The 26,234-nt window shown below is 52.2% G+C and carries 22 protein-coding genes and 1 pseudogene; 20 read left to right on the forward strand and 3 right to left on the reverse strand.

The features are described from left to right. Positions 1 to 28: 28 nt before the first annotated feature. The 3 genes from yfbV to H2P46_RS09165 all read left to right on the forward strand — a co-directional run bounded on the left by yfbV (position 29) and on the right by H2P46_RS09165 (position 1,799). Positions 29 to 481, forward strand: a complete 453-nt coding sequence (gene yfbV / locus H2P46_RS09155; protein ID WP_193404794.1) for a terminus macrodomain insulation protein YfbV — start codon at positions 29 to 31, stop codon at positions 479 to 481. 151 nt (positions 482 to 632) lie between these two features. Further along, the gene (locus H2P46_RS09160) at positions 633 to 1,127 is read left to right on the forward strand and encodes a YfbU family protein (RefSeq protein ID WP_193405000.1); all 495 of its coding nucleotides are present in this window, start codon (positions 633 to 635) and stop codon (positions 1,125 to 1,127) included. 54 nt (positions 1,128 to 1,181) lie between these two features. After that, positions 1,182 to 1,799: a sugar phosphatase gene (locus tag H2P46_RS09165; protein WP_338103639.1), complete on the forward strand. Its 618-nt coding sequence runs from the start codon at positions 1,182 to 1,184 to the stop codon at positions 1,797 to 1,799. Positions 1,800 to 1,819: 20 nt separating this feature from the next. Here the strand turns inward: H2P46_RS09165 and yfbR are convergent, their stop codons facing one another. Beyond that, a complete protein-coding gene (gene yfbR, locus H2P46_RS09170) occupies positions 1,820 to 2,419 on the reverse strand; it encodes a 5'-deoxynucleotidase (RefSeq protein WP_193404796.1) in 600 nt (199 codons plus the stop codon). A 70-nt stretch (positions 2,420 to 2,489) separates the two neighbouring features. Next, positions 2,490 to 3,706: pseudogene (locus tag H2P46_RS09175) on the reverse strand (pyridoxal phosphate-dependent aminotransferase). A gap of 964 nt (positions 3,707 to 4,670) precedes the next feature. Between H2P46_RS09175 and lrhA the strand changes: the two are divergent. From lrhA to H2P46_RS09260, 17 genes are all read left to right on the forward strand, one after another. After that, positions 4,671 to 5,594, forward strand: a complete 924-nt coding sequence (lrhA, locus tag H2P46_RS09180) for a transcriptional regulator LrhA (protein ID WP_193404797.1) — start codon at positions 4,671 to 4,673, stop codon at positions 5,592 to 5,594. A gap of 658 nt (positions 5,595 to 6,252) precedes the next feature. Beyond that, complete coding sequence (locus H2P46_RS09185) at positions 6,253 to 6,690, forward strand: NADH-quinone oxidoreductase subunit A (protein WP_193404798.1); 438 nt, start codon at positions 6,253 to 6,255, stop codon at positions 6,688 to 6,690. 15 nt (positions 6,691 to 6,705) lie between these two features. Further along, positions 6,706 to 7,383: a NuoB/complex I 20 kDa subunit family protein gene (locus tag H2P46_RS09190; protein WP_193404799.1), complete on the forward strand. Its 678-nt coding sequence runs from the start codon at positions 6,706 to 6,708 to the stop codon at positions 7,381 to 7,383. A gap of 117 nt (positions 7,384 to 7,500) precedes the next feature. After that, on the forward strand, positions 7,501 to 9,300 hold the full coding sequence (gene nuoC / locus H2P46_RS09195) for an NADH-quinone oxidoreductase subunit C/D (RefSeq protein WP_193404800.1): 1,800 nt from the start codon (positions 7,501 to 7,503) through the stop codon (positions 9,298 to 9,300). 2 nt (positions 9,301 to 9,302) lie between these two features. Next, positions 9,303 to 9,818: an NADH-quinone oxidoreductase subunit NuoE gene (gene nuoE, locus H2P46_RS09200; protein ID WP_202987391.1), complete on the forward strand. Its 516-nt coding sequence runs from the start codon at positions 9,303 to 9,305 to the stop codon at positions 9,816 to 9,818. A gap of 2 nt (positions 9,819 to 9,820) precedes the next feature. After that, positions 9,821 to 11,161, forward strand: coding sequence for an NADH-quinone oxidoreductase subunit NuoF (nuoF, locus tag H2P46_RS09205; RefSeq protein WP_193405002.1), 1,341 nt, complete (start codon positions 9,821 to 9,823; stop codon positions 11,159 to 11,161). 109 nt (positions 11,162 to 11,270) lie between these two features. Beyond that, a complete protein-coding gene (gene nuoG, locus H2P46_RS09210) occupies positions 11,271 to 13,994 on the forward strand; it encodes an NADH-quinone oxidoreductase subunit NuoG (protein ID WP_193404801.1) in 2,724 nt (907 codons plus the stop codon). After that, positions 13,991 to 14,968 (forward strand): NADH-quinone oxidoreductase subunit NuoH, encoded by a 978-nt coding sequence (gene nuoH / locus H2P46_RS09215; protein WP_193404802.1) that lies wholly within the window; start codon positions 13,991 to 13,993, stop codon positions 14,966 to 14,968. Before nuoG ends, nuoH begins: the two co-directional genes overlap by 4 nt. An 11-nt stretch (positions 14,969 to 14,979) precedes the next feature. Next, positions 14,980 to 15,522, forward strand: a complete 543-nt coding sequence (nuoI, locus tag H2P46_RS09220; protein WP_193404803.1) for an NADH-quinone oxidoreductase subunit NuoI — start codon at positions 14,980 to 14,982, stop codon at positions 15,520 to 15,522. A 10-nt stretch (positions 15,523 to 15,532) separates the two neighbouring features. After that, positions 15,533 to 16,084, forward strand: a complete 552-nt coding sequence (nuoJ, locus tag H2P46_RS09225; RefSeq protein ID WP_193404804.1) for an NADH-quinone oxidoreductase subunit J — start codon at positions 15,533 to 15,535, stop codon at positions 16,082 to 16,084. Then, positions 16,081 to 16,383 carry an NADH-quinone oxidoreductase subunit NuoK gene (gene nuoK, locus H2P46_RS09230; RefSeq protein WP_193404805.1) on the forward strand — a complete coding sequence of 101 codons (303 nt, stop codon included), beginning with the start codon at positions 16,081 to 16,083 and terminating at the stop codon, positions 16,381 to 16,383. The genes nuoJ and nuoK overlap by 4 nt, the downstream gene beginning before the upstream one ends. Next, a complete protein-coding gene (gene nuoL / locus H2P46_RS09235; protein WP_193404806.1) occupies positions 16,380 to 18,215 on the forward strand; it encodes an NADH-quinone oxidoreductase subunit L in 1,836 nt (611 codons plus the stop codon). The genes nuoK and nuoL overlap by 4 nt, the downstream gene beginning before the upstream one ends. Before the next feature lie 213 nt (positions 18,216 to 18,428). Further along, positions 18,429 to 19,949 carry an NADH-quinone oxidoreductase subunit M gene (gene nuoM, locus H2P46_RS09240; RefSeq protein ID WP_193404807.1) on the forward strand — a complete coding sequence of 507 codons (1,521 nt, stop codon included), beginning with the start codon at positions 18,429 to 18,431 and terminating at the stop codon, positions 19,947 to 19,949. Between the two features lie 6 nt (positions 19,950 to 19,955). Beyond that, the gene (gene nuoN, locus H2P46_RS09245) at positions 19,956 to 21,413 is read left to right on the forward strand and encodes an NADH-quinone oxidoreductase subunit NuoN (protein ID WP_193404808.1); all 1,458 of its coding nucleotides are present in this window, start codon (positions 19,956 to 19,958) and stop codon (positions 21,411 to 21,413) included. Between the two features lie 98 nt (positions 21,414 to 21,511). Continuing rightward, a complete protein-coding gene (locus H2P46_RS09250; protein ID WP_238938973.1) occupies positions 21,512 to 22,900 on the forward strand; it encodes an HdeD family acid-resistance protein in 1,389 nt (462 codons plus the stop codon). Further along, the gene (locus tag H2P46_RS09255; protein ID WP_193404809.1) at positions 22,897 to 24,012 is read left to right on the forward strand and encodes an MFS transporter; all 1,116 of its coding nucleotides are present in this window, start codon (positions 22,897 to 22,899) and stop codon (positions 24,010 to 24,012) included. The genes H2P46_RS09250 and H2P46_RS09255 overlap by 4 nt, the downstream gene beginning before the upstream one ends. A 31-nt stretch (positions 24,013 to 24,043) precedes the next feature. After that, positions 24,044 to 24,493 (forward strand): GNAT family N-acetyltransferase, encoded by a 450-nt coding sequence (locus H2P46_RS09260; protein WP_193404810.1) that lies wholly within the window; start codon positions 24,044 to 24,046, stop codon positions 24,491 to 24,493. A gap of 30 nt (positions 24,494 to 24,523) precedes the next feature. Here the strand turns inward: H2P46_RS09260 and H2P46_RS09265 are convergent, their stop codons facing one another. Next, positions 24,524 to 26,182 carry a glucan biosynthesis protein D gene (locus H2P46_RS09265; RefSeq protein WP_193404811.1) on the reverse strand — a complete coding sequence of 553 codons (1,659 nt, stop codon included), beginning with the start codon at positions 26,180 to 26,182 and terminating at the stop codon, positions 24,524 to 24,526. Positions 26,183 to 26,234 lie beyond the last annotated feature (52 nt).

Genomic DNA, 26,234 nt, shown 5'->3' on the forward strand with positions numbered 1-26,234 from the left:
GTTTTGCAGTATTAGTTGAGGGTCAGCCATGGCGAATGAATCTGGCAATACCGGCTGGTTCCGCATGTTCCAGTGCGGACAGCACTATATGAAGACCTGGCCAAGTGACAAACGCCTTGCGCCCATTTTTCCTGAAAATCGCGTCTCGACGGCTACCCGTTTCGCGATTCGTTTTATGCCGCCGCTGGCGGTGTTTACGCTGAGCTGGCAAATTGCGTTGGGCGGCCATCTCGGCCCGGCTGTTGCTACCGCATTATTTGCCTGTAGCCTGCCAATGCAAGGCTTGTGGTGGTTAGGTAAGCGCTCCATAACGCCGTTACCCCCCACGCTGCTGAACTGGTTCCATGAAGTTCGCGCCAGGCTGGAAGAAGCGGGACAGGCCATTGCGCCCGTTGAAGGCAAACCCACTTATCAGGCGCTGGCCGATGTGTTAAAGCGTGCCTTTAAACAACTTGATCGCACTTTCCTTGACGATCTTTAATCCATTAAGATCGCTGCACAGATAAAAATTTGCGCGGATCCTGCGGTCAAATCAAAGAAAAGCGATGCGGAGATACCCGCGTCGCTAACCTTGTGTAATCATTTCTCTGTCATATAAAACTTAAGCGGTTTAGCTGGCCCAGGAGTAAATGATGGAAATGACCCACGCACAACGATTCATTCTTACCAATCAATACAAGATAATGGCAATGCTGGAGCCGGAAAATGCCGAACGTTTCCGCCGCTACCAAACTATCATCGAACGCGGTTATGGTTTGCAGATGCGTGAGTTGGATAAAGACTTTGGTGAGCTTAGCGAGGTTACCTGCCGCACGCTGATTGACATTATGGAAATGCACCACGCACTGCAAGTTTCCTGGTCAAATCTTAAAGAAAAAGGCCAGCTTGAGGCGCGCCGTCTGGCCTTTCTCGGCTTTGATGCGGCCACCGAAGCACCTTATTTTAGCTATATTCGCTTTATGGTGAACAGTGAAGGGCGCTACACCCAGTTTGATTCAGGCACGCACGGCTTCAATGCGCAAACCCCAATGTGGGAAAAATACCAACGCATGCTGGCATTGTGGCAGACTTGTCCGCGTCAATACCATTTAAGCGCGAATGAAATTGCGCAAGTGATTAACGCCTGATGAGGAGTGACGTGTGACGTACAGCGGTTTTTATTTGATTTAGATGGCACATTAGTGGATTCGTTGCCCGCAGTAGAACGGGCGTGGAGTTACTGGGGAACACGGCATAACATTGCACCCGATGAAATTCTGAGCTTTATTCATGGTAAGCAGGCGATCACTTCGCTGCGTCATTTTATGGCGGGGCAATCTGAAGAGGCCATTCAGGCAGAGTTTTTAGCGTTGGAAAAAACGGAAGCGGAAGACACCGAGGGTGTGCGGGCGTTGCCGGGAGCGAAAGCCTTACTGTCTCAGCTGGATGAACTGCAGATCCCCTGGGCAATTGTAACGTCCGGTTCTGTACCGGTCGCACATGCACGCCATAAAGCCGCTGGGTTACCGCAACCTTCTGTATTCATCACTGCTGAGCAAGTATTGAAGGGGAAGCCAGAGCCTGATCCTTATCTTTTAGGGGCGAAAAAGTTAGGTTTAGCCCCTGGCGCTTGCGTCGTGGTAGAAGATGCGCCGGCGGGAATTCTGTCGGGTCTGAACGCGGGCTGTGCTGTCATTGCGACGAATGCGCCAGTAGATACGCCGCGTCTCAATGAAGTGACTATTCAGCTTACTTCGTTAGCGTCGTTGCACATCACTAAACTGGCTGACGGGCAATTTACGTTGAATGTCCGGAACTAAAGGGCGGCGAAAGCCGCTTTTTACAGCGGCGTATCCTGAGAAATTTCATCCAGTGACAGATTAAAGCTGGGAATAAACACCGTCACAAAATAATCCATTTCCGGCGAGCGTCGCTGTGCCAGGGTTTTTTCCAGCCGTGCTTTTGCCAGCAAAAATTCATTATTCCCTGCGGATAACTCCTCAAGACATTTCACATATGCACAGAGCGCATCGGCTTGCTTCACGACCGATTGCTCTTCTTCGCTATGCAGATGCTCATCAATCAACGGGCGATAGACGTCCTGCAATTCGGCAGGCAACATTTCTATTAGCTTCTGCTGAGCGATTTTCTCAATTTTTTTATATTCATGCGCGATTTGCGCGTTGTAATACTTTACCGGTGTGGGTAAATCCCCGGTCAAGACTTCACTTGCATCATGATAAAGCGCCAGCATCGCGATGTGATCGGCGTTGAGATCGCCATCAAATTTTTTATTTTTGATGACGGCTAAAGCGTGTGCAACCATCGCCACTTGCAGGCTATGCTCGGAGACATTTTCAGTGCGCACGTTGCGCATCAGCGGCCAGCGGTTAATAAGTTTGAGCCGGGAAAGGTGGGCAAAAAAATGGCTTTGAGTCATAGTGGTCCCTGTTTGCAGGCAGGGGAGAGGCGAACCCTCCCCGAAATACCAACAGTATACGCGGGCGTGATTACTGACGGTAGCCTTGCAGGAAACGGCCAAATTTATTGATCGCATCTCCAGGTCATCAACGCGTGGCAGCGTGACAATGCGCAGATGATCCGGCCAGGGCCAGTTGAAAGCCGTGCCCTGTACCAGCAACACTTTTTCCTGCAGCAGGAAGTCCAGCACCATTTTCTGATCGTCGAAAATGTTAAATTTTTTGGCGTCTATACGTGGAAACATATAAAGCGCGCCTTGCGGCTTCACGCAGCTCACGCCGGGAATATCATTAATTAGTTCCCAGGCTCGCTGACGTTGCTCGTATAAGCGTCCACCCGGAACAATAAATTCACTGATACTTTGATACCCACCCAGTGCGGTCTGAATGGCATGCTGTGCAGGAACATTGGCACACAAACGCATAGAGGCGAGCATTCCCAGCCCTTCGATGTACCCTTTGGCGTGCTTCTCCGGCCCGTTTAACCCCATCCACCCCTGACGGAAACCCGCCACGCGATAGGTTTTAGACAAGCCGTTAAAGGTTACGGTAAGAAGATCGGACGCGAGCGCAGCGATGGAATGGTGTTGCGCTTCGTCGTAAAGGATTTTGTCGTAAATCTCATCGGCAAAAATAATCAGATTATGCTGACGCGCGATCTCGACCACTTCCAGCAGTAATTCTTTACTATAAACCGCGCCGGTTGGGTTATTCGGGTTAATAATCACGATACCGCGCGTGCGCGGCGTGATTTTGCTGCGGATGTCATTCAGGTCGGGAAACCAGTCTGCCGATTCATCACACAGGTAATGCACCGCCTTGCCGCTTGATAGCGAAACGGCTGCCGTCCACAAAGGATAATCAGGCGCAGGAACCAGCATTTCATCACCGCTATTAAGCAATGCCTGCATCGCCTGAACAATCAGTTCAGAAACGCCGTTGCCGATATAGATATCTTCAACCGTTACGTCACGCATATCACGCGCCTGGTAATACTGCATGATTGCTTTACGCGCTGAATAGAGCCCCCTGGAATCACAGTAGCCTTGTGCGCCAGGTAAGTTGCGAATGACATCGACAAGAATTTCATCGGGCGCCTCAAAGCCAAATGGCGCTGGATTGCCAATATTCAACTTAAGGACTTTATTGCCTTCTTCTTCGAGACGTTTAGCCTCTTTTAACACCGGACCGCGAATGTCATAGCAAACATTTTCCAGCTTTCCGGATTTATCAATTTGAAAAGTCATCGTTATCGCCTTTATGGGCAGAATCCTTTTACCTGCCACAGAAATCAAACCAGCACAATGTACTCTTCTGATGAACACAAAAGAAGGGCGCTTATTGGTTTTGGCGTGTTAAGCATTTTTTTAGACCCGGCATGGTGGAAAAAATATACATTTAGCTTTAAATCAGCTAAACAAACCGAATAAATAATAGTTTGTAATATTTTTGACTGGATCAGTAGGGAAAGGCTGGAAAGCCGACAATCCAGACAGTTAACTGCAAGGGCATTGCGCTGTTTTACACATTAGAGAGTGAGATAAAATAAGCGCCAGACGAAATAGTTAAACGATATTGCATTGATGGCCGATTTTTACACACAGGGGAGCTGCAATGCTTAAGTATTAATAAATATACCTGATGATCATTGTCGTTAGCGCAAAATCCAGCCGGATCACTCTACCCTTCTGAAAGCCCCGTAGAGCCTGCATGAAGTGCATTTCAGGCACATTTTACCGCTTCGCTTATACATTTTATAAACCGGAGTGTTAAAAATGAGCCGGAGGTGTGGCAGGATGTGCTCAAAATGGCCTGTGGTCAAAATTTACAGTGCTTTTCACAAAATCATTTCCATTTTGAAGCTAAAAATGATTAAGTATAATTTATTATTTGACGCCTTTATTCACCAAGCGTCATGAGAATGCGAAGCCCTTTTTTGTCCCGCAGTGTGTGTTTTGGCGGGAGTTTAGACAACTACGCAGCTTACTGCATTTGCGCACCCAGCGCCTTCGACTCAGAAGTTGTATCTGTCTATACGACGTCGTTTTACCCCATCAAGCGGGATAAATTTCGTCTGTATCCGTTCCAAAAAATTTTATGCCAGCCTTCACACAGGGCTGCATTAAGCACTATTACCGCTTATCTCTTTGATAAGCCATGTAATAACACCAGGGAAGTAATTCGTAAAAATCTTATAAGTGAAGAAAAAACATGACTAATGCAAATCGTCCGATACTTAATCTCGACCTCGATCTGCTGAGAACTTTCGTTGCCGTTGCAGATTTGAATACTTTTGCGGCCGCGGCTGCAGCAGTCTGCCGAACCCAGTCAGCAGTCAGTCAGCAAATGCAACGTCTGGAGCAATTGGTAGGTAAAGAGCTTTTTGCCAGACATGGACGTAATAAACTGCTAACCGAACACGGCATTCAGCTTCTGGGTTACGCCAGAAAAATCCTCCGCTTCAATGATGAAGCCTGTACTTCATTGATGTATAGCAATATTCAGGGCGTCCTGACGATTGGTGCATCTGATGATACTTCAGACACCATTCTGCCGTTTTTACTAAACCGCGTGACATCGGTTTATCCAAAACTCGCGATTGATGTCCGCGTGAAGCGTAATCCATTCATGATGGAAATGCTGAACCAGGGCGAAGTGGATCTGGTCATCACGACTTCCAGCCCAGGGAATTTTACTTACCAGGTTCTGCGTACTTCGCCGACTTTATGGTATTGCGCCGCTGATTATATTTTCCAGCGTGGTGAAGCTATTCCACTGGTCCTGCTGGATGAGCCAAGCCCGTATCGTGATATGGCCATTGACCATCTCAACGAAGCGGGTATCCCATGGCGCATTTCTTACGTTGCTTCAACATTAGCCGCAGTACGTGCAGCGGTTAAAGCGGGACTGGGTGTAACGGCGCGTCCGGTTGAAATGATGAGCCCGGAACTGCGTGTAATGGGCGCAGCTGAAGGCCTGCCTGTGCTACCAGATACGCAATATCTGCTGTGCCGTAACCCGGACAGCGATAATGAATTGGCATTAGCCATTTTTAACGCGATGCAATCTACTAACGATCCTTACAATCTCAGCGCGAATCCAGACGGTACATTTCTGCTGGATGACGAAGAGTAACCCTGTAGGCCGTTAATACCTTCGCTGCTTTTTGCATCACCGTAAAAAAGCCCAAAATAAGCCTCTTGTTCTTCAGATGGAATAAGAGGCTTATTTTATGAGCTTTAACCTGCTTCATACGTACTGCCATCCCCCGTCAAAAAACTGCCAGTAATTTCAAAATGAAATTATTTTCGGTTTTATCATCGAATGAAATCCTTCAGCCGAAAAATTGAAAAACTTATTTCGAAAGTGTTTTTGGATTGGTGATTTTTAGCGCGAAAAGGACAGAACTGTGTTCTGGATCAAAAAAATACCCCTGTGAAGGGGAAGGAAAACCCTGTGAATCCTGTCAAAATATGTTTGTTAAATGCACGATTCATGCGTGTGGATACCGCTACACTAAAATTAACCTTACAGACTGAAGCGATTTAGCTGACGTGAGAGGCATCATATGTTAATAATATGATGCAGGTGTAAAATAAAGTTTGGATACTTTTGTCAAAGTTGACAAAAGGTTATAGAAAGGAGTAAAAAACCCCATAAAATTGCTGCTTATTTAAATAATAACAGCAAAGTTTATAAGGTTTTTTCATCCTTCCCTTGAATCTATGTGGTGAGTCTGCTGCCAGAACTCGTGCAGGATGCCAATGCCACTTTTGATGAGTAAGCAAAGAGTATGTCTACAACCACCGAAATCATCGCTCATCATTGGGCGTTTATCGTATTTATTGTCATCGCATTCGGCCTTTGTGCCTTTATGTTGACCGGAGGATGGCTGTTAGGCGGCAGAGCACGCGCCCGCTATAAAGACACGCCGTTTGAGTCTGGTATTGAATCCGTTGGTGATACCCATCTCCGCCTTTCGGCAAAATTTTATCTGGTTGCGATGTTTTTCGTGATTTTCGACGTCGAAGCCCTCTTTTTATACGCATGGGCGACTTCAATCCGTGAAAGCGGTTGGGTTGGCTTTGTGGAAGCCGCAATTTTCATTTTGGTGCTCCTGGCGGGCTTGGTCTATCTGGTGCGCATTGGTGCGTTGGATTGGGCTCCTGCACGTCGCCGCATCGTGGTTAAGACCAACACGATCAGCCACACCAATCCTCACAAGCAGTAAAAGAGAGGCAATAAGATGGACTATACGCTCACCCGCATAGACCCAAACGGCGGTGATAACGACCGTTATCCTCTGCAAAAGCAGGAAATCGTCAGCGATCCGCTGGAGCAGCACGTTCATCGCAGCGTTTATATGGGCAAGCTCGAAAATGCCCTGCACGATATGGTGAACTGGGGACGTAAAAATTCCCTTTGGCCGTACAACTTTGGGCTTTCCTGTTGTTACGTTGAGATGACCACGTCTTTTACTGCGGTGCATGACGTGGCGCGTTTTGGCGCAGAAGTTATGCGTGCCTCTCCACGTCAGGCCGATTTCATGGTGATCGCCGGTACGCCGTTTACCAAAATGGCCCCGGTTATTCAGCGTCTGTATGACCAAATGCTGGAACCGAAATGGGTGATTTCTATGGGAGCCTGCGCGAACTCGGGCGGCATGTACGACATCTACTCCGTGGTTCAGGGCGTTGATAAATTCCTGCCGGTAGATGTGTACATTCCAGGTTGCCCGCCACGTCCAGAAGCTTATATGCAGGCGCTGTTGCTGCTGCAAGAATCGATCGGTAAAGAGCGCCGCCCACTTTCCTGGGTTGTTGGTGATCAGGGCGTGTATCGCGCCAATATGCAGTCTGAGCGCGAGAGAAAGCGCGGCGAGCGTATTGCGGTTACCAATCTGCGCACACCAGACGAAGTTTAAGCTAACCGTATATGGATGGATTTAGCGCCCGCAGCATAACATCAGAATTTAATGCACGGCCCCATCCTGACGCCTTCATTTGAGCGCCTGATTACAGGCCGGAATGGTGAGTAACGTATGACAGATTTGACCACGCAAGATCTCGCTCAGCCAGCATGGCAAACCCGGGACCATCTGGATGATCCGGTGATCGGCGAGCTGCGTAATCGTTTTGGACCAGATGCTTTTACCGTTCAGGCTACCCGTACCGGCATTCCGGTTGTTTGGGTAAAGCGTGAACAGCTACTGGAAGTCACTGAATTCTTGCGTAAATTAGCCAGGCCTTACGTCATGTTATATGACTTACATGGTATGGATGAGCGTTTACGTACCCACCGCGCAGGGTTACCTGCCGCGGATTTTTCCGTTTTTTATCATCTGCTGTCGATTGAACGTAATCGCGACATCATGCTCAAGGTCGCTTTATCTGAAAACGACATGCACGTGCCGACCATCACAAAACTTTTCGCCAATGCAAACTGGTATGAGCGCGAAACGTGGGAGATGTTTGGTATCACGTTTGATGGGCACCCACACCTGACGCGCATCATGATGCCGCCGACATGGGAAGGCCACCCGCTGCGTAAAGATTACCCTGCGCGTGCAACCGAATTTGATCCCTTCACGTTGACGAAACAGAAGGAAGATCTGGAGATGGAGGCGCTGACCTTCAAGCCAGAAGAGTGGGGCATGAAGCGCGGCACCGCCAGCGAAGACTTCATGTTCCTCAACCTTGGCCCTAACCACCCTTCAGCGCATGGTGCTTTCCGCATCATTTTGCAGCTGGATGGTGAAGAGATCGTCGACTGCGTACCCGATGTGGGCTATCACCATCGCGGTGCAGAGAAGATGGGCGAGCGCCAGTCATGGCACAGCTACATTCCCTATACCGATCGTATTGAATACCTCGGCGGCTGCGTTAATGAAATGCCTTACGTGCTGGCGGTTGAAAAGCTGGCTGGCATTGTGGTGCCGGATCGCGTCGACGTTATTCGCGTGATGCTGTCTGAACTGTTCCGCATTAGCAGTCACCTGCTGTATATCTCCACCTTTATTCAGGACGTTGGCGCCATGACGCCAGTGTTCTTTGCCTTTACCGATCGGCAAAAAATTTATGATGTTGTGGAAGCGATCACCGGCTTCCGTATGCATCCGGCATGGTTCCGTATTGGCGGTGTCGCGCACGATCTGCCGAAAGGCTGGGAGCGTTTGCTGCGTGACTTCCTCGACTGGATGCCGAAGCGTCTGAAGGAATATGACAAAGCCGCGTTACGTAACTCCGTGTTAATGGGCCGCTCGCAGGGCGTTGCTGCTTACAATATGGAAGAAGCGCTGGCGTGGGGAACGACTGGCGCGGGCCTGCGTGCCACCGGTCTCGATTTTGACGTGCGCAAATGGCGCCCCTATTCAGGCTACGAAAATTTCGACTTTGAAATCCCGGTAGGTGCAGGCATCAGCGATGCTTACACCCGGGTACAGCTAAAAATGGAAGAGATGTGGCAATCGCTGCGCATTCTGGAGCAATGTCTGAAAAACATGCCGGAAGGTCCGTTCAAAGCGGATCATCCGCTGACCACGCCGCCACCGAAAGAGCGTACGCTGCAACACATTGAAACCTTGATCACGCACTTTCTGCAGGTTTCCTGGGGGCCGGTAATGCCAGCCAATGAATCCTTCCAGATGATCGAGGCGACCAAAGGAATCAACAGTTACTACCTGACCAGCGATGGCAGCACCATGAGCTACCGCACCCGTGTGCGTACGCCGAGCTTCCCGCATCTGCAGCAGATCCCATCGGTGATCCGCGGCAGCCTGGTATCCGATCTGATCGTATATCTCGGTAGTATCGATTTTGTTATGTCAGACGTGGACCGCTAATTATGCACGATCAATACATTGCAGTTAAAACGATCGACCCAAACGAGGTCTTCGTGCTAAGCGCGGAAGAGCATCACGCCATTGAGCACGAAAAACATCATTACGAAGATGCGCGCGCAGCGTCTATTGAAGCGCTGAAGATCGTGCAGAAGCAGCGCGGATGGGTGCCGGACGGCGCTATTCACGCCATTGCAAAAGTTTTGGGTATTCCTGCCAGTGATGTAGAAGGCGTGGCGACATTTTATAGCCAGATTTTCCGCCAGCCGGTTGGTCGCCATGTGATTCGCTATTGCGACAGCGTGGTATGCCACATTACCGGTTACCAGGGGATTCAGGCCGCGCTGGAGCAGAACCTGAATATCAAACCGGGACAAACTACCGCAGATGGTCGCTTCACGCTGCTGCCAACCTGCTGTCTGGGCAATTGCGATAAAGGGCCGACCATGATGGTGGATGAAGATACCCACGTCCACCTGACGCCGGAATCTATCGCCTCGTTACTGGAGCAGTATCAATGACAATGAAACAGATCATTCGTACTGCTGAAACTCATCCCCTGACCTGGCGCATGCGCGACGATAAGCAGCCGGTGTGGTTTGATGAATATCGCAGCAAAAACGGTTACGCCGGTGCTGAAAAAGCGCTAAACGGTATGGCGCCTGATGAAATCGTGGCGCTGGTCAAAGATTCAGGGCTGAAAGGGCGTGGCGGCGCAGGCTTCTCCACGGGCCTGAAATGGAGCCTGATGCCAAAAGATGAATCCATGAACATCCGTTACCTGCTGTGTAACGCCGATGAAATGGAGCCAGGCACCTACAAAGACCGCCTATTGATGGAGCAAATGCCACACCAGTTAGTGGAAGGGATGTTAATCAGTGCATTCGCGCTGAAAGCCTATCGCGGCTATATCTTTCTGCGTGGCGAATATATTGAAGCCGCAGTGCATCTACGCCGCGCGATTGCTGAAGCCACTGAAGCCGGTTTCCTGGGCAAAAATATTCTCGGTACTGGCTTTGATTTTGAGCTGATTGTGCATACCGGTGCAGGGCGTTATATCTGCGGGGAAGAAACGGCACTGATTAACTCTCTGGAGGGACGTCGGGCCAACCCACGTTCTAAGCCGCCTTTTCCGGCAAGCGCCGGTGCCTGGGGTAAACCTACCTGCGTCAACAACGTGGAAACGTTATCAAACGTGCCCGCTATCCTCGCTAACGGCGTGGAGTGGTATAAAGGTCTTTCAAAAAGCGATGATGCCGGCACCAAAATGATGGGCTTTTCGGGACGGGTCAAAAACCCTGGCGTCTGGGAGCTTCCTTTTGGCATTACTGCACGAGAAATTCTCGAAGATTATGCGGGGGGTATGCGGGATGGTCTGCGCTTCAAAGCCTGGCAGCCGGGCGGCGCGGGAACAGACTTCCTGACCGATGAGCACCTCGATCTGCCGATGGAATTTGCCAGTATTGGTAAAGCAGGCAGCCGTTTGGGTACCGCGCTGGCGATGGCGGTTGATCATGAGATCAATATGGTGTCGCTGGTACGCAACCTGGAAGAGTTCTTCGCACGCGAATCGTGCGGCTGGTGTACGCCGTGCCGCGATGGTTTGCCGTGGAGCGTGAAGATTTTGCGTGCGCTGGAGCAAAAGCAGGGCCAGCCAGGGGATATTGAAACCTTGCAGCAGCTTTGCCGCCAGCTTGGCCCAGGTAAAACCTTTTGCGCACATGCGCCAGGTGCCGTCGAGCCGCTGCAAAGCGCGATCAAATATTTCCGTGAAGAGTTTGAAGCCGGCATAGCGCCGCAGGTATTTGGCAATGCCCGTTCGATAGGCGGTATTCAGCCAAACCTGCTGAAAGCGCGCTGGTAATTCACCGCAGCATACGGAAACGGGCCTTGCGCCGCTGTCCCTGACGTGGTCAGGGTCAGGAATATGATTAACGCTCGTGTCCAACGAGCCTTACGGAAGCATGTTCACTATGGCTACAATCCATGTAGACGGTAAAGAATATGATGTGAACGGAGCGGACAACCTGTTGCAGGCGTGTCTTTCTCTGGGCCTTGATATTCCTTATTTTTGCTGGCATCCAGCGCTGGGAAGCGTTGGGGCCTGCCGCCAGTGTGCGGTGAAGCAATTCCAGAATGCCGAAGATACCCGCGGCCGTCTTGTCATGTCCTGCATGACACCGGCTTCTGACGGCACGTTTATTTCTATTGATGATGGCGAAGCCAAAGAGTTTCGTGAAAGTGTGGTTGAGTGGTTGATGACCAACCATCCGCATGATTGTCCGGTCTGTGAAGAGGGCGGTAACTGCCACCTTCAGGACATGACCGTCATGACCGGCCACAGCTTCCGTCGTTATCGCTTCACTAAACGTACCCACCGTAATCAGGATCTCGGCCCGTTCATTTCTCATGAAATGAACCGCTGTATCGCCTGTTATCGCTGCGTGCGTTATTACAAAGATTACGCAGACGGCACCGATCTCGGTGTGTATGGCGCCCATGACAACGTTTATTTTGGTCGCCCAGAAGACGGCACGCTGGAAAGCGAGTTCTCCGGCAATCTGGTCGAAATCTGCCCAACGGGTGTCTTTACCGATAAAACGCATTCAGAACGCTACAACCGTAAATGGGACATGCAGTTTGCGCCAAGCATTTGCCAGCAATGCAGCGTTGGCTGTAACACCAGTCCAGGCGAGCGTTATGGTGAACTGCGTCGTATTGAAAACCGCTATAACGGCACCGTAAACCATTACTTCCTCTGTGACCGGGGTCGCTTTGGTTATGGTTATGTCAATCTTAAAGATCGTCCACGTCATCCGGCGCTGCTGCGCGGCAATGACTGGGTCATGCTCAATGCAGAGCAAGCGGTAAACGCAGGCGCCGATGTATTGCGTCAGGCGAAGAAAGTCATTGGTATCGGTTCGCCGCGTGCCAGCATTGAAAGCAACTTCGCGCTGCGTGAACTGGTTGGGGCAGAGAATTTCTCTACGGGTATGCCAGCAGGTGAGCAGGCTCGCCTTGAACTGATGCTGAAAGTGCTGCAAGAAGGTGGAATCTACACGCCTTCACTACGTGAAATGGAAAGCTATGATGCGGTGCTGGTGCTGGGGGAAGATTTAACCCAGGTTGGCGCACGTGTCGCGCTGTCCGTTCGTCAGGCGGTAAAAGGTAAAGCACGTGAAATGGCTGCCGCGCAAAAAGTAGCCGACTGGCAAATCGCCGCCATTATGAATATCGGTCAACATGCTAAACATCCGCTGTTTGTCACTAACGTCGATGAAACCCGCCTTGATGATATTGCTGCCTGGAGCTACCGCGCACCGGTTGAAGATCAGGCTCGTCTGGGCTTCGCGATTGCCAATGCGCTTGATGAAACCGCACCAGCCGTTAGCGATTTCGATAGCAGCCTGAACGGCAAGCTGGATGTCGTGGTACAGGCATTAGCCGGTGCCAAAAAGCCGTTAATTATCTCCGGTACTCACTCCGGCAGCAGCGCGATGATCGAAGCAGCCGCTAACGTTGCCAAAGCGCTGAAAACGCGTGGCGCGGATGTGGGCATTACCCTGCTGGCGGGACAGGCTAATAGCATGGGGCTTGGCCTGATGGGGGGACAGCCGCTGGATAACGCGCTGGAACAACTGCGTAACGGTGAAGCCGATGCATTGGTGGTGCTGGAAAACGATTTGTATCGCCACGCGCCGAAAGCCCTGGTTGATGAAGCCTTAGCTAACGCAAACAACGTTATTGTGGTCGATCATCAGCGTACCGCGACGTTAGAAAAAGCAGGCTTAATATTCTCCACCGCCAGTTTTGCAGAAAGTGACGGCACCTCAATAAACCATGAAGGACGCGCTCAGCGTTTCTTCCAGGTTTATGATCCTTCTTACTACGATAACAGCATTGTGATGCTGGAAAGCTGGCGCTGGCTGCATTCGCTGCATAGCACGCTGGAAAGCCGTCAGGTTGACTGGACACAGCTGGATCACGTAATTGATGCCGTTGTGGCGAAACTGCCCCAGCTGAAAGGCGTCAAAGACGCGGCGCCGGATGCCAGCTTCCGCATTCGTGGTCAGAAACTGTCACGTTCACCGCACCGTTCCAGCGGACGTACTGCTGCTCGCGCGAATATCAGCGTACACGAGCCGCGCCAGCCGCAGGATAAAGACACCATGTTTACCTTCTCAATGGAAGGAAACAACCAGCCAGGTGCCGCACGTTCGCAGATTCCTTTTGCCTGGGCGCCAGGCTGGAACTCTCCGCAGGCCTGGAACAAATTCCAGGCTGAAGTGGGGGGCAAATTGCGTAACGGCGATCCAGGTGTACGTCTGTTTGAAGCCAGCGATACGCAACTGCCGTGGTTCAGTAATGTGCCGTCCTCATTCGTGAGCGGCGATCACTGGCGTGTTGCGCCTTACTATCAGCTGTTTGGTAGCGAAGAGATGACCCAACGTTCGCCTACCTTCCAACAGCGTATGCCGCAGCCGATGCTGGTGATCAACCCAGACGATGCCGCCAGACTGGGCGTCAACAATGGCGCTGCCGTTGAGTTCACCTGCTTCGGTGAAACGTTGCGTTTGCCAGTGCGTTTTTCAACAGCATTGCAGGCAGGCCAGGTTGGTTTGCCGCTGGGTATGCCGGGCGTTCCGCCATTCCTGGCAAACGGCCAGATTGACAAACTGCAGGAGGCGACGCAATGAGCTGGTTAACACCGGACGTTATTGACATTCTGCTGGCCATCGTCAAAGCCATCGTCATTTTACTGGTGGTGGTGGCCTGTGGTGCGTTTATGAGTTTTGCCGAGCGTCGTTTGCTCGGCCTGTTCCAGAACCGTTACGGGCCTAACCGTGTGGGCTGGGGCGGCTCGCTGCAGTTAGCGGCTGATATGATCAAAATGTTCTTTAAAGAGGACTGGGTCCCGCCGTTTACCGATCGCTTTATCTTTACCCTGGCGCCGGTTATTGCCTTTGTGTCGTTGTTACTGGCGTTTGCGATTGTGCCGGTATCGCCAACCTGGATGGTCACGGACCTGAACATCGGTCTGCTGTTTTTCCTGATGATGGCTGGACTTGCCGTTTACGCGGTGCTGTTTGCCGGTTGGTCGAGCAATAACAAATATTCGCTGCTGGGGGCGATGCGTGCTTCTGCGCAGACGCTGAGCTACGAAGTGTTTCTTGGCCTGTCGCTGATGGGTGTGGTAGCGCAAGCGGGTTCATTCAATATGAATGACATCGTGAATAGCCAGGCGCATCTGTGGAATATCATTCCACAGTTCTTCGGCTTCCTGACTTTCTGCATTGCGGGCGTTGCGGTATGTCACCGTCATCCATTTGACCAACCCGAAGCAGAGCAAGAGCTGGCCGATGGGTATCACATCGAATACGCCGGGATGAAGTTCGGTCTGTTCTTTGTGGGTGAATATGTGGCGATTACCACCGTATCCGCGCTGATTGTCACGCTGTTTTTTGGTGGCTGGCAAGGACCGTTCCTGCCGCCGTTCATCTGGTTCGCCATCAAAACGGCGTTCTTTATGATGATGTTCATCCTGATTCGTGCTGCGCTTCCGCGTCCACGCTATGACCAGGTGCTGTCGTTCGGCTGGAAAGTGTGTCTGCCGTTGACGCTGTTGAACCTGCTGGCGACCGCCGCAGTGATCCTCTATACAGCGCAGTAAGGGGTTAACAAATGACTTTAAAAGATCTTGTCGTTGGCTTCGGCACGACAGTTCGCAGTATCTGGATGATAGGCATGCATGCCTTCGCCAAACGCGAAACGCAAATGTACCCGGAAGAGCCGGTTTATCTGCCGCCACGTTACCGCGGTCGTATCGTATTGACGCGCGATCCCGACGGTGAAGAGCGTTGTGTTGCTTGTAATCTGTGTGCAGTAGCGTGTCCGGTGGGCTGTATTTCGTTGCAGAAAGCTGAAACGAAAGATGGCCGCTGGTATCCAGAATTTTTCCGTATCAACTTCTCACGCTGCATCTTTTGTGGTCTGTGCGAAGAAGCCTGCCCGACAACAGCCATTCAGCTGACGCCAGATTTCGAGCTTGGCGAGTTTAAACGTCAGGTTCTGGTATACGAGAAAGGCGATCTGCTGATTTCGGGGCCGGGTAAATATCCCGAGTACAACTTCTACCGCATGGCGGGTATGGCAATTGACGGCAAAGACAAAGGCGAGGCGGAAAACGAAGCCAAACCTATCGACGTCAAAGGCCTATTACCTTAAGGAGCAGGGCATGGAATTTGCGTTTTATCTTTGCGGGCTGGTGGCGGTGCTAACGACGTTGCGCGTTATCACCCACACTAATCCGGTACATGCGTTGCTGTACCTGATCGTTTCGCTGCTGTCGATTGCCGGTGTGTTTTTCTCTATGGGCGCTTACTTCGCCGGCGCGTTGGAAATCATCGTTTACGCCGGGGCCATTATGGTGCTGTTTGTGTTTGTGGTGATGATGCTGAACCTGGGTAAAGCCACAGAGAAGCAGGAGCGTGAATGGCTGAAACCTTCACTATGGATCGGTCCAGGCATCGTGTCGCTGCTGCTGCTGATCGTGATGGTTTACGCCATTCTGACTGCAAATGATCAAGGCATTGACGGCAAAGTTATTGACGCGAAAGCGGTTGGTATCCTGTTATTCGGCCCCTATGTTCTGGCGGTTGAGCTGGCGTCTATGCTGCTGCTGGCCGGTTTGGTGGTGGCGTTCCATATCGGGCGCGAAAAACGTGCAGGTGAAATGCTGAGTCATCGCCAGGTTGACGCTCAGCAAGTGAATAAGGAGCAAGCATGATCCCTCTACAACATGGACTGATTCTGGCCGCTGTGCTGTTTGTCCTGGGACTGACTTCACTGGTGCTACGCCGCAATCTGCTGTTTATGCTGATTGGTCTTGAAATCATGATCAACGCAGCGGCGCTGGCATTAGTCACGGCGGGAAGCTACTGGGGTCAGGCCGATGGCCAGGTGATGTATATCCTGGCGATCAGCCTTGCTGCAGCCGAAGCCAGTATTGGCCTGGCGCTGCTGCTCCAGCTTTATCGTCGTCGTCAGACGATGAACATTGATACTGTGAGCGAGATGCGCGGATGAATCTTCTCTATTTAACTGTACTGTTTCCGCTGATTGGCTTTCTGCTGTTAGCGTTTTCTCGCGGCCGCTGGTCAGAGAACCTGTCGGCAACGGTTGGCATGGGATCGGTTGGACTGGCGGCACTGGTAACGGTGTATGCAGGTTTCGACTTCTTCGCTAACGGCCAGCAGGTTTTCAACCAGGCGCTCTGGACCTGGATGCAGGTCGGTCACTTTAATATTCAGGTGAATCTGACACTGGATGGTTTGTCGCTGACCATGTTATCGGTAGTGACCGGTGTGGGCTTCTTTATCCATATGTTCGCATCCTGGTATATGCGCGGTGAAGAGGGCTATTCGCGCTTCTTCGCTTATACCAACCTGTTTATCGCCAGCATGGTCGTTCTGGTGCTGGCCGATAACCTGATGCTGATGTATCTGGGTTGGGAAGGCGTGGGGCTGTGTTCTTACCTGCTGATTGGTTTTTACTACACCAATCCAGACAACGGCAAAGCGGCGATGAAAGCCTTCATCATTACGCGTGTCGGTGATGTGTTCCTCGCGTTTGCGCTGTTCATTCTTTATAACGAACTGGGCACGCTGAACTTCCGTGAGATGGTAGAACTGGCGCCGGCACATTTCGCTGCTGATAACCCTATGCTGCAATGGGCGACCCTGATGTTATTAGGCGGGGCAGTGGGTAAATCAGCCCAGCTACCTTTGCAGACCTGGCTGGCCGATGCGATGGCGGGCCCGACACCGGTTTCAGCACTGATCCACGCCGCAACCATGGTAACAGCGGGTGTTTACCTTATCGCCCGTTCTCATGGCTTGTTCCTGCTGACGCCGGAAGTGCTGCATCTGGTTGGCATTATTGGTGCCATTACCCTGGTGCTGGCCGGTTTTGCCGCACTGGTACAAACCGACATCAAACGTGTGCTTGCTTACTCCACCATGAGCCAGATCGGCTATATGTTTCTGGCATTGGGCGTGCAGGCGTGGGATGCAGCAATTTTCCACCTGATGACGCACGCGTTCTTCAAAGCGTTGCTGTTCCTCTCTTCAGGTTCCGTCATCCTGGCCTGCCACCATGAGCAAAACATCTTTAAGATGGGCGGACTGCGTAAAAGCATCCCATTGGTGTATACCTGCTTCCTGGTGGGCGGTGCCGCACTCGCTGCGCTGCCGCTGATTACCGCAGGCTTCTACAGTAAAGACGAAATCCTGTTTGGTGCATTAGCCAACGGCCATATCAATCTGATGGTTGCCGGTTTGGTCGGTGCGTTCCTGACCTCGATTTATACCTTCCGCATGATCTTCATCGTGTTCCATGGCGAAGAGAAAATCCATGCCCATGCCGGTAAAGGCATTACCCATCACCTGCCGCTGATTGTGCTGCTGGTACTGTCCACCTTTGTTGGCGCGTTAATTACTCCTCCACTGGCGGGCGTATTACCGGGTAATGAGTTTGGTGAAGGCGGCAAAGTGGCGCTGGAGATGACCTCGGGCGCAGTCGCGATTATCGGCATTCTGATTGCTGCCGCGCTGTGGCTGGGCAAACGTCAGCTGGTCACCCGCATCGCCAACAGCGCGCCGGGCCGCTTCTTTGGTACATGGTGGTTTGCGGCCTGGGGCTTTGACTGGCTCTACGATAAAGTGTTCGTTAAACCGTACCTGGGTATTGCGTGGTTGCTGCAACGCGATCCGCTTAATGGATTAATGAACCTGCCTGCGCTGCTTTCACGCATTGCCAATAAGGGTCTGGTGGTGAGTGAAAATGGGTATCTGCGCTGGTATGTCGCATCTATGAGCGTTGGTGCGGTTGTCGTGCTGGCATTGATGTTGGTGATTTAAAGGTTATTGCGTGGGGTGAGATAAACGCTCATTCCCGATCGAGATTGTAAAAAATTACCTGGGATATAAGGGCGTCATCGGCGCAGTCAGTTTTGTCACCGTTAGCGTAAAACAACACGAACGTATTGAAATACAGGAAGGTTGTAACGCTTTCGGGGGCAGAAAGGGCAAGCAAGATAGCCCACTCAGGATAACAAAAGGGAACTAAACGCCGTGTTACTACCTTGGCTAATCATAATCCCCTTCGTCGGCGGCTTGATCTGCTGGCTGACCGAGCGCCTCGGCGCGAAGGTGCCGCGCTGGATCGCCCTGCTTACCATGGGACTGACGTTGGCGCTTTCGCTGCAATTGTGGTTGCAGGGAGGCTATTCACTGACGCAGGCAGCGGGTATACCGCAGTGGCAATCGAGCTTCTCCGTGCCGTGGATCCCGCGCTTCGGGATTAACTTCCATCTGGCCATTGACGGGTTGTCACTTCTGATGGTGGTGTTGACCGGCTTGCTCGGCCTGATGGCAGTGCTCTGTTCGTGGAATGAAATCAACAAATATCAGGGATTCTTTCATCTCAACCTGATGTGGATTTTAGGCGGCGTTATCGGTGTGTTCCTCTCCATCGATATGTTTCTGTTCTTCTTTTTCTGGGAAATGATGCTGGTGCCGATGTACTTTCTCATCGCGCTCTGGGGGCATAAAGCGTCAGACGGTAAAACCCGAATTACGGCGGCAACCAAATTCTTCATCTATACCCAGGCATCGGGTCTGGTGATGTTGATTGCCATTCTGGGGTTAGTGTTTGTGCATTACAATGCGACTGGCGTCTGGACGTTTAACTACGAACAGCTGTTGAAAACGCCCATGTCGCACACCGTTGAGTATTTGCTGATGCTGGGCTTCTTCATCGCCTTTGCGGTGAAAATGCCGGTTGTGCCATTGCATGGCTGGTTACCCGATGCACATAGCCAGGCGCCAACGGCCGGTTCTGTTGACCTTGCCGGTATTCTGTTGAAAACCGCTGCATACGGCCTGCTGCGCTTTAGCCTGCCGCTGTTCCCGAATGCGTCGGCTGAGTTCGCGCCGATCGCGATGTGGCTCGGTATCATCGGTATCTTCTACGGTGCGTGGATGGCATTTTCCCAGACCGATATTAAACGACTCATTGCTTACACCTCGATCTCGCATATGGGTTTTGTGTTAATTGCGATTTACACCGGTAGCCAACTGGCGTTCCAGGGCGCGGTCGTACAGATGATTGCACACGGTTTGTCAGCGGCTGCACTGTTTATCTTGTGTGGGCAGCTATATGAGCGTTTGCATACGCGCGACATGCGTCAGATGGGCGGGCTGTGGTCACGCATCAAGTGGATTCCGGGTTTGTCCCTGTTTTTCGCGGTCGCTAACCTCGGTATGCCGGGTACAGGTAACTTCGCCGGTGAGTTTATGATTCTTACCGGTAGTTTCCAGGTAGTACCGATGATTATCGTGATTGCAACTTTTGGTCTGGTGTTTGCTTCTGTTTATTCATTGATCATGATGCAGCGCGCTTACTACGGCGAAGCGAAGTCAAAAGAGCCGCTGCCGGGCATGTCGCCACGCGAGTTCATGACGATCGGTGTGTTGGTGGTTCTGCTGGTGCTGTTGGGCATTTATCCGCAGCCGATTCTGGACACTTCGCATGCTGCAATGAGCAATATTCAGCAGTGGTTTACCGCTTCAATTTCAACTACAAGGCCGTAATTCGCCATGACAATAACTCCTCAACAATTGATCGCGTTGCTGCCGCTGTTGATCGTCGGATTGACGGTGGTGGTTGTGATGCTGTCCATTGCCTGGCGACGCAACCATTTCGTTAACGCCACGCTGACGGTGATTGGCCTCAATCTCGCACTGTTCTCGCTGTATTTTGTCGGTCAGGTCGGTCCAACAGACGTCACGCCGCTGTTGCGCATTGACGGCTACTCCATGTTTTATACCGCGCTGGTGATGCTGGCGAGTCTGGCAACCTGTACCTTTGCTTATCCATGGCTGGCCGATTTCCCGGACAACAAAGATGAGTTCTACCTGCTGGTACTGATTGCTGCGCTAGGCGGCGTAGTACTGGCAAGCGCGAATCATCTTGCTGCACTGTTTATCGGCATTGAACTGCTGTCGCTGCCGCTGTTTGGTTTGATCGGTTACGCTTTCCGCCAGAAACGTTCGCTGGAAGCGGCGCTGAAATACACCATACTGTCAGCCGCAGCGTCATCATTTCTGCTGTTTGGTATTGCACTGGTCTATGCCGATTCCGGTAGTTTGAGCTTCGTTGAGCTGGGCAAAAGTTTGAATGACAGCATGATCCAGGAGCCGCTATTGCTGGTGGGCCTGGGGATGATGATCATCGGTCTTGGCTTTAAGCTGTCGCTGGTGCCGTTCCATCTCTGGACGCCGGATGTTTATCAGGGCGCGCCCGCACCGGTTTCCACTTTCCTGGCGACCGCGAGCAAAATTGCTATCTTTGGCGTGATTATGCGTCTGTTTATGTACGCGCCGGTTACCGACAGCGAAGCTGTTCGCACGGTGCTGGGTGTCATCGCCTTTGTGTCAATTCTGTTTGGTAACCTGATGGCGATCTCGCAGAGCAACATTAAGCGTCTGTTAGGTTACTCGTCTATCGCCCACCTTGGGTATCTGCTGGTGGCGTTGATCGCCGTGAAATCGCATCAGCTGTCGCTGGAAACGGCAGGAGTTTATCTGGCCGGGTATCTGTTCAGCAGCCTGGGCGCGTTTGGCGTGGTTAGCCTGATGTCCAGCCCATATCGTGGCCCGGATGCGGATTCACTTTATTCCTACCGTGGCCTGTTCTGGCATCGCCCAGTTTTGTCAGCGGTGATGACGGTGATGATGTTATCGCTGGCGGGAATCCCAATGACGCTGGGCTTTATCGGTAAATTCTATGTGATCGCTTCCGGTGTCAGCGCCCATCTGTGGTGGTTAACCGGTGCAGTGGTCGCGGGGAGTGCGATTGGCTTGTATTACTATCTGCGTGTAACGGTGAGTCTGTATCTTAGCCCACCAGAATTGCACACCCGCGACACGCCAGCTAACTGGGCATTTACTGCCGGTGGGGTGGTGGTACTGATTTCTGCGATTCTGGTATTGCTGTTGGGTGTGTATCCACAACCGTTGATTAATCTGGTGCAGATGGCTCAGCCGTTGATGTAATGGATGCAATCCAGACGTTATAATGGATGTGACCCAGACGCAAAGTCAGGCCCCTGGGCCTGACTTTTTTGCCTGTAATCTGACAACTGCTGCGCGGGTTGCTAACTTTAAGCAGTGTTCATCCTGAGCTGCGAGGTTACGTGATCAAGTTGATCTTTTTGCTGACCGGTGCGCAGGTACTGCGTAGACGCTGGTCCTGGCTGGCTTTAGGCGGCGTAGCGCTGCTGTTGCTCTGTGCATTAATCCTCTACGATATTGGCAGTGACGGTCTGCTTTCGGTGCCGCTGGATATGCTCGCCATCCTGTTCATCATTGAAGGGCTGGTGCAGATGTTTTTAGCCCTGACCAAAGAAATGTTGATTGACTGGCTCACTATGCTGAAAGGCATGGGCTTTTTGTTCATCGCGTTTCTGATTTTCGACAGCCCGCAAGATAATAATGATGTTTCAGCCGTATTGTTCGGCGTCGCATTTTTTGCAGATGGCGTGCTTCGTATTGCGGCGGCGCTGGTGTTGCGCGGCGCGCGCTGGCGCAAACGCTGCATCACCGGCATTGTCGAACTGATTCTCAGCATTCTGATTATCAGTAACTGGCCATTTCATCATCACATCGCCGTCCCACTCTGTTTTGCCTTGCTGCTGTTCAGTATCGGCATCCATCTGCTGCTGATGGCGCGTCAGGCGCGATTATTAACGGAAGACAGCTCGGTTACCGTGCTGCCGCTGTTTAAGGCTGGCGGACTGCGGCGCTGGCACAGCAGCCACTATTCACATCCACCGTTTCCCGCTGAGATGCCAACTCAGCCGTTGACGGTGTATGTCTGGACGCCGATAGGATCCGGTGTGGTGCGCGAAGGCTATCGGTTAATTGATCGTTACATCGCTGCCGTCGATCACAACGGTGTGATCTCGACCGGCCATGCCGCAATGGAAGCGGGCGGTGATCTGTATATCAGCCACTATCCGCGCGATGAGATCGATCGTGACAGCAGTAACTTCCGCGCCGTGCTACGTGCCAGTGAGCAAAATGATGTTGCTGGCCGGTTTTTGCCGTCGCTGGCCGTTGAAGTGGTGGAGTGGTGTCGCCCGGATAAGCAGGTTCACTTCCCGCGTTACAATCAAGAGGCGCTGAAAAATTACTGGCAGCGCTATAGCGCCGACAGCGCTTACAACCTGACGGCGCGCAACTGCTCATCCACCGTGATTCAGGCGTTAGACGTGGCGATTGAGGGCATTTTAGCGCAGCAGCTGTATGCGGGTTTTCGCCTGTTTATCGATCCTAATTTCTGGCTACTTGGCGTGATTCGTGGCCGGGCAGAGGCAGTGACCTGGACGCCAGGGCTGGTACTGGATTATGTCCGCCTGTTGAAGCGCGTCATTGAGCCGCAGCCCAGCCAGTTATGGCCGTTGCGCCTGTGGCAGGGTCTGCGTTTACGTCATGCGCTGTGGCAGAAAAAGCGGGCGCCATCGCGTAGCGTGGTGAAATGACACGTAACCGTCTGGCGGTTCTGCTCGCCGTGACTATCTTCGGCCTGACCTACGGACTCAGCTCGCCGCTGATAGCGTTGCGCCTCTCCGTCGCTGGTTATAGCGAGGCATTCATTGGTATCAATGCGGCGATGCACGCGTTGGGTGTGCTACTGATTGCGCCTGGGTTACCCGCGCTGTGCCGCCGTTTTTCAGCTACCGGCTTACTGATCACCTCGCTGATCGCTGCTGCGCTACTGTTAACTCTTTTTCCTTTTTTGCCGCTGTGGAGCAGTTTTGTGCTGCGTCTGCTGTTAGGAATGGCGACCGAAGTCATGCTGGTGGTCACCGAAACCTGGCTTAATCAGCAAAGTACCGAAAGCAACCGGGCCAAAATGCTGGCGACCTACACCGCCATGCTGTCGTTCGGTTTTGCCCTTGGCCCGTTCATTCTCACCCTTCAGGGCAGTGGAACAGATGCATTTATCACCGCTGCCAGCTTAGCGGCGCTGGCGGCCTTAACGCTATTAGCCTCGCGTCATTTGCGGCTCAACGCCGAATCCAGCGTACCGCATAAACTTTCCCGCTGGCTGCGGTTGTTGCCGCTGGCGCTGGCGGCGACCTTGCTTAATGCCGCGCTGGAAGCGGCAGGTATGAATTTGCTGGCGATTTACGCGATGAATCTTGGCTGGCCCGAAGCGCAGGCAACTTCATTCATTACCATTCTGATGGTTGGTGCGATTGTGCTGCAGTTACCGATTGGCTGGCTGGCCGATCGTCTCGATCGTCATCGTCTTATCATCTGGCTGGCCGCACTCTCGACTCTTGGTGCGTTAGTCTGGCCGCTGGCGTTGCAGCATCTGTGGCTGGCGCGGCTATTGCTGTTTTGTTGGGGAGGCGTGTTTGTCGGAATCTACACGGTCATCATCACCCTGACGGGTCAACATTTCCAGGGCGCGGAACTGGCCGGAGCTTATGCGGCATTGTCTGTGGCGTGGGGCGTTGGCGCTTTGCTGGGGCCGGCATTAGGCGGTGTGGCGATGTCACTGACCGTACACGGTTTGCCGTGGCTGGCCGCCATTTTATGTGCGCTTTTTACCGGTTTCGCGTTGATGCAGAGGCGCCGCAGTTAATTTATAGTGGCGGCTTTAAAAAGGAGAAAGCATGGAAATTAACTGGCTGGATCTTCATCATCGTGACTTAAGCGTGCAACAGCTTTATGCCTTGCTGGCGTTGCGCTGTGAGGTATTTGTGGTGGAGCAGAATTGCCCCTATCAGGATGTCGATGGTCAGGATCTGCTGGCAGAAAACCGTCATCTGCTGGGAATGCACGGCGACCAGCTGGTCGCTTACGCGCGCATTCTTTCTCCGATGGATGCAGCAAGCCCGGTAAAAATCGGTCGTGTCATCGTCTCCGATAAGGTGCGCGGCATAAGTCTGGGCAACCGCCTGATGGAGCAGGCGTTAACCTGCTGTCAGCAGCACTGGCCCGATCGCACCCTATTTCTTTCTGCTCAGGCGCATCTGCAAACATTCTATGGCCGACATGGTTTCACGGCGGTGAGCGCGGAATATCTTGAAGATGCTATTCCGCACGTTGATATGCAGAAATAAAAACGGCGAGGAATTTTCCTCGCCGCCCGGTTAACCCGGCGTCATTTGCCGGTCATCAACGTATTTACGCTGGTCTGGTGGTGGTGGAAAATACTGATACAGCCAGGTTTCACTCAGCGTCTCATCTTTGGTACGCAGGAACAGGCGCATCTCTACCGGCTGGGTGGCGTCGCTGTCTGGATACCAGTCGAACAGAATGCGATAACCGTCAATCGGCTCGACATAAAGAATTTCAACCTGCTTAAACGTACCGGAAGACACGGTAATTACGGGTTCAATCCCTTTCGGCGCTGCGGCTTTAAGATCGCCACCGATGAAGTCGATAGCAAAACGGCGGCACCACGTATCCGGGAAGTGTTCGCCAGGTGCCCAGCCTTCAGGGAAGCCACCAATACCGGTGCGGGTGGCATCAACGCGCGCCAACGCGCTACGAACGGGCGGTAAGCCGCTCCAGTAGAGTTTGTAGGAGAAACTTAATTCGCTACCGGCTTTAACCGGCTCCGCGGGTTGCCAGAAGCAAACCACGTTATCTAACGTTTCCCCGGTAGTGGGGATCTCCATCAAATTGATAGCACCTTTACCCCATTTTCCGACTGGTTCAACCCATAAGCTTGGACGTTTGTCGTACCAGCCAATAACGTCCTGATAATCCTTGAAATCATGATTAAGCTGCAGCAGACCAAACCCGCGGGGGTTCTCGTCCCCGTAGGCGTTGAACTGCAAACGCTGCGGATTATTCAATGGGCGAGCGATCCATTCGCCTTTGCCGGTCCACATCGCCAGTCGATCGGAGTCGTGGATCTGTGGATGATAGGTGTTGCACATCCGCCGTTCGTTGGTGCCACAGCTGAACATACTGGTCATGGGCGAGATGCCAAGCTGACGAATGGCTTTGCGGGCATACAAGTGGTTTTCCACTTCCATTACCACGCGTTTATCTTCGCAATGAATGATGAACTTGTACGCGCCGGTCAGGCTGGCGCCGTCCAGCAGTGCATAACAGGTAAAAGTGGTGTCATCCGCTGCCGGGGTTTCGAACCAAAAAGCGGTAAAGTCAGGAAACTCTTCCTGGCCATTGCTGAAAGTATTCACAGCCACGCCGCGCGCCGACAAACCGTACTGGAAAGTATCATCAACGGCACGGAAATAGCTGGCGCCTAAGAATGAGACGATGTCGCGGCGGGCCAGCTCAGGCTTTTTGAAGGCACGGAAGCCGGCGAAGCCAAGATCAGTTTTGCCTTCCAGCTGTTTAGTATCAACTTTGGCGCTGTTGTAGTTAAACAGCTCGGGACGAAAGTGGATTTCACGCGCTTCGCGACTGTCACTATCAACCGAGAACATACGGATGCGACGCTTAAAGCCCATGCCAACGTGAAAGAACTGCACGTCAAGCTCGCGGTTGGGAATATTATTCCATAAAGAGTGATTTGCATCGTACTGAATGTCGTTGTACGCCTGCGGCGTTAAAGTAGCCAGCGTTTCTGGAAGCGCACCCGGTGCGCCGCCCCAGGGTTGTTTTGCCAGATTAGCCGCTTTTTTCTTCAATACGTCAAAATCGAAGCGTACTGCGGTTCCGTCAGCAATGCCATCTTCTGCCCAGGCGGATTGTGCAAACAGCGTTGACAGGCCGGTCATGCCGCTGACAGCGGAAAAGGCCATTGACGCTTTCATAAACATTCTTCGATTCATGCCAGAGATCTTTCCTTAGCTGTTCGAGTTTGTCGTGACTGTCGTGCGTAAT

Origin of the sequence: Mixta mediterraneensis (assembly GCF_014946725.1) — a bacterium.
GTDB lineage: Bacteria > Pseudomonadota > Gammaproteobacteria > Enterobacterales > Enterobacteriaceae > Pantoea > Pantoea mediterraneensis.

Excerpts from the sequence above, each read along its gene's own strand:
- nuoC (WP_193404800.1), top strand. The coding sequence starts at position 7,501 with ATGACAGATTTGACCACGCAAGATCTCGCTCAGCCAGCATGGCAAACC.
- nuoJ (WP_193404804.1), top strand. The coding sequence starts at position 15,533 with ATGGAATTTGCGTTTTATCTTTGCGGGCTGGTGGCGGTGCTAACGACG.
- yfbV (WP_193404794.1), top strand. The coding sequence starts at position 29 with ATGGCGAATGAATCTGGCAATACCGGCTGGTTCCGCATGTTCCAGTGC.
- nuoI (WP_193404803.1), top strand. The coding sequence starts at position 14,980 with ATGACTTTAAAAGATCTTGTCGTTGGCTTCGGCACGACAGTTCGCAGT.
- nuoE (WP_202987391.1), top strand. The coding sequence starts at position 9,303 with ATGCACGATCAATACATTGCAGTTAAAACGATCGACCCAAACGAGGTC.
- nuoN (WP_193404808.1), top strand. The coding sequence starts at position 19,956 with ATGACAATAACTCCTCAACAATTGATCGCGTTGCTGCCGCTGTTGATC.
- nuoF (WP_193405002.1), top strand. The coding sequence starts at position 9,821 with ATGAAACAGATCATTCGTACTGCTGAAACTCATCCCCTGACCTGGCGC.
- H2P46_RS09260 (WP_193404810.1), top strand. The coding sequence starts at position 24,044 with ATGGAAATTAACTGGCTGGATCTTCATCATCGTGACTTAAGCGTGCAA.
- nuoH (WP_193404802.1), top strand. The coding sequence starts at position 13,991 with ATGAGCTGGTTAACACCGGACGTTATTGACATTCTGCTGGCCATCGTC.
- H2P46_RS09190 (WP_193404799.1), top strand. The coding sequence starts at position 6,706 with ATGGACTATACGCTCACCCGCATAGACCCAAACGGCGGTGATAACGAC.
- nuoK (WP_193404805.1), top strand. The coding sequence starts at position 16,081 with ATGATCCCTCTACAACATGGACTGATTCTGGCCGCTGTGCTGTTTGTC.
- H2P46_RS09265 (WP_193404811.1), bottom strand. The coding sequence starts at position 26,182 with ATGAATCGAAGAATGTTTATGAAAGCGTCAATGGCCTTTTCCGCTGTC.
- H2P46_RS09160 (WP_193405000.1), top strand. The coding sequence starts at position 633 with ATGGAAATGACCCACGCACAACGATTCATTCTTACCAATCAATACAAG.
- yfbR (WP_193404796.1), bottom strand. The coding sequence starts at position 2,419 with ATGACTCAAAGCCATTTTTTTGCCCACCTTTCCCGGCTCAAACTTATT.
- lrhA (WP_193404797.1), top strand. The coding sequence starts at position 4,671 with ATGACTAATGCAAATCGTCCGATACTTAATCTCGACCTCGATCTGCTG.
- H2P46_RS09255 (WP_193404809.1), top strand. The coding sequence starts at position 22,897 with ATGACACGTAACCGTCTGGCGGTTCTGCTCGCCGTGACTATCTTCGGC.
- nuoG (WP_193404801.1), top strand. The coding sequence starts at position 11,271 with ATGGCTACAATCCATGTAGACGGTAAAGAATATGATGTGAACGGAGCG.
- nuoL (WP_193404806.1), top strand. The coding sequence starts at position 16,380 with ATGAATCTTCTCTATTTAACTGTACTGTTTCCGCTGATTGGCTTTCTG.
- H2P46_RS09185 (WP_193404798.1), top strand. The coding sequence starts at position 6,253 with ATGTCTACAACCACCGAAATCATCGCTCATCATTGGGCGTTTATCGTA.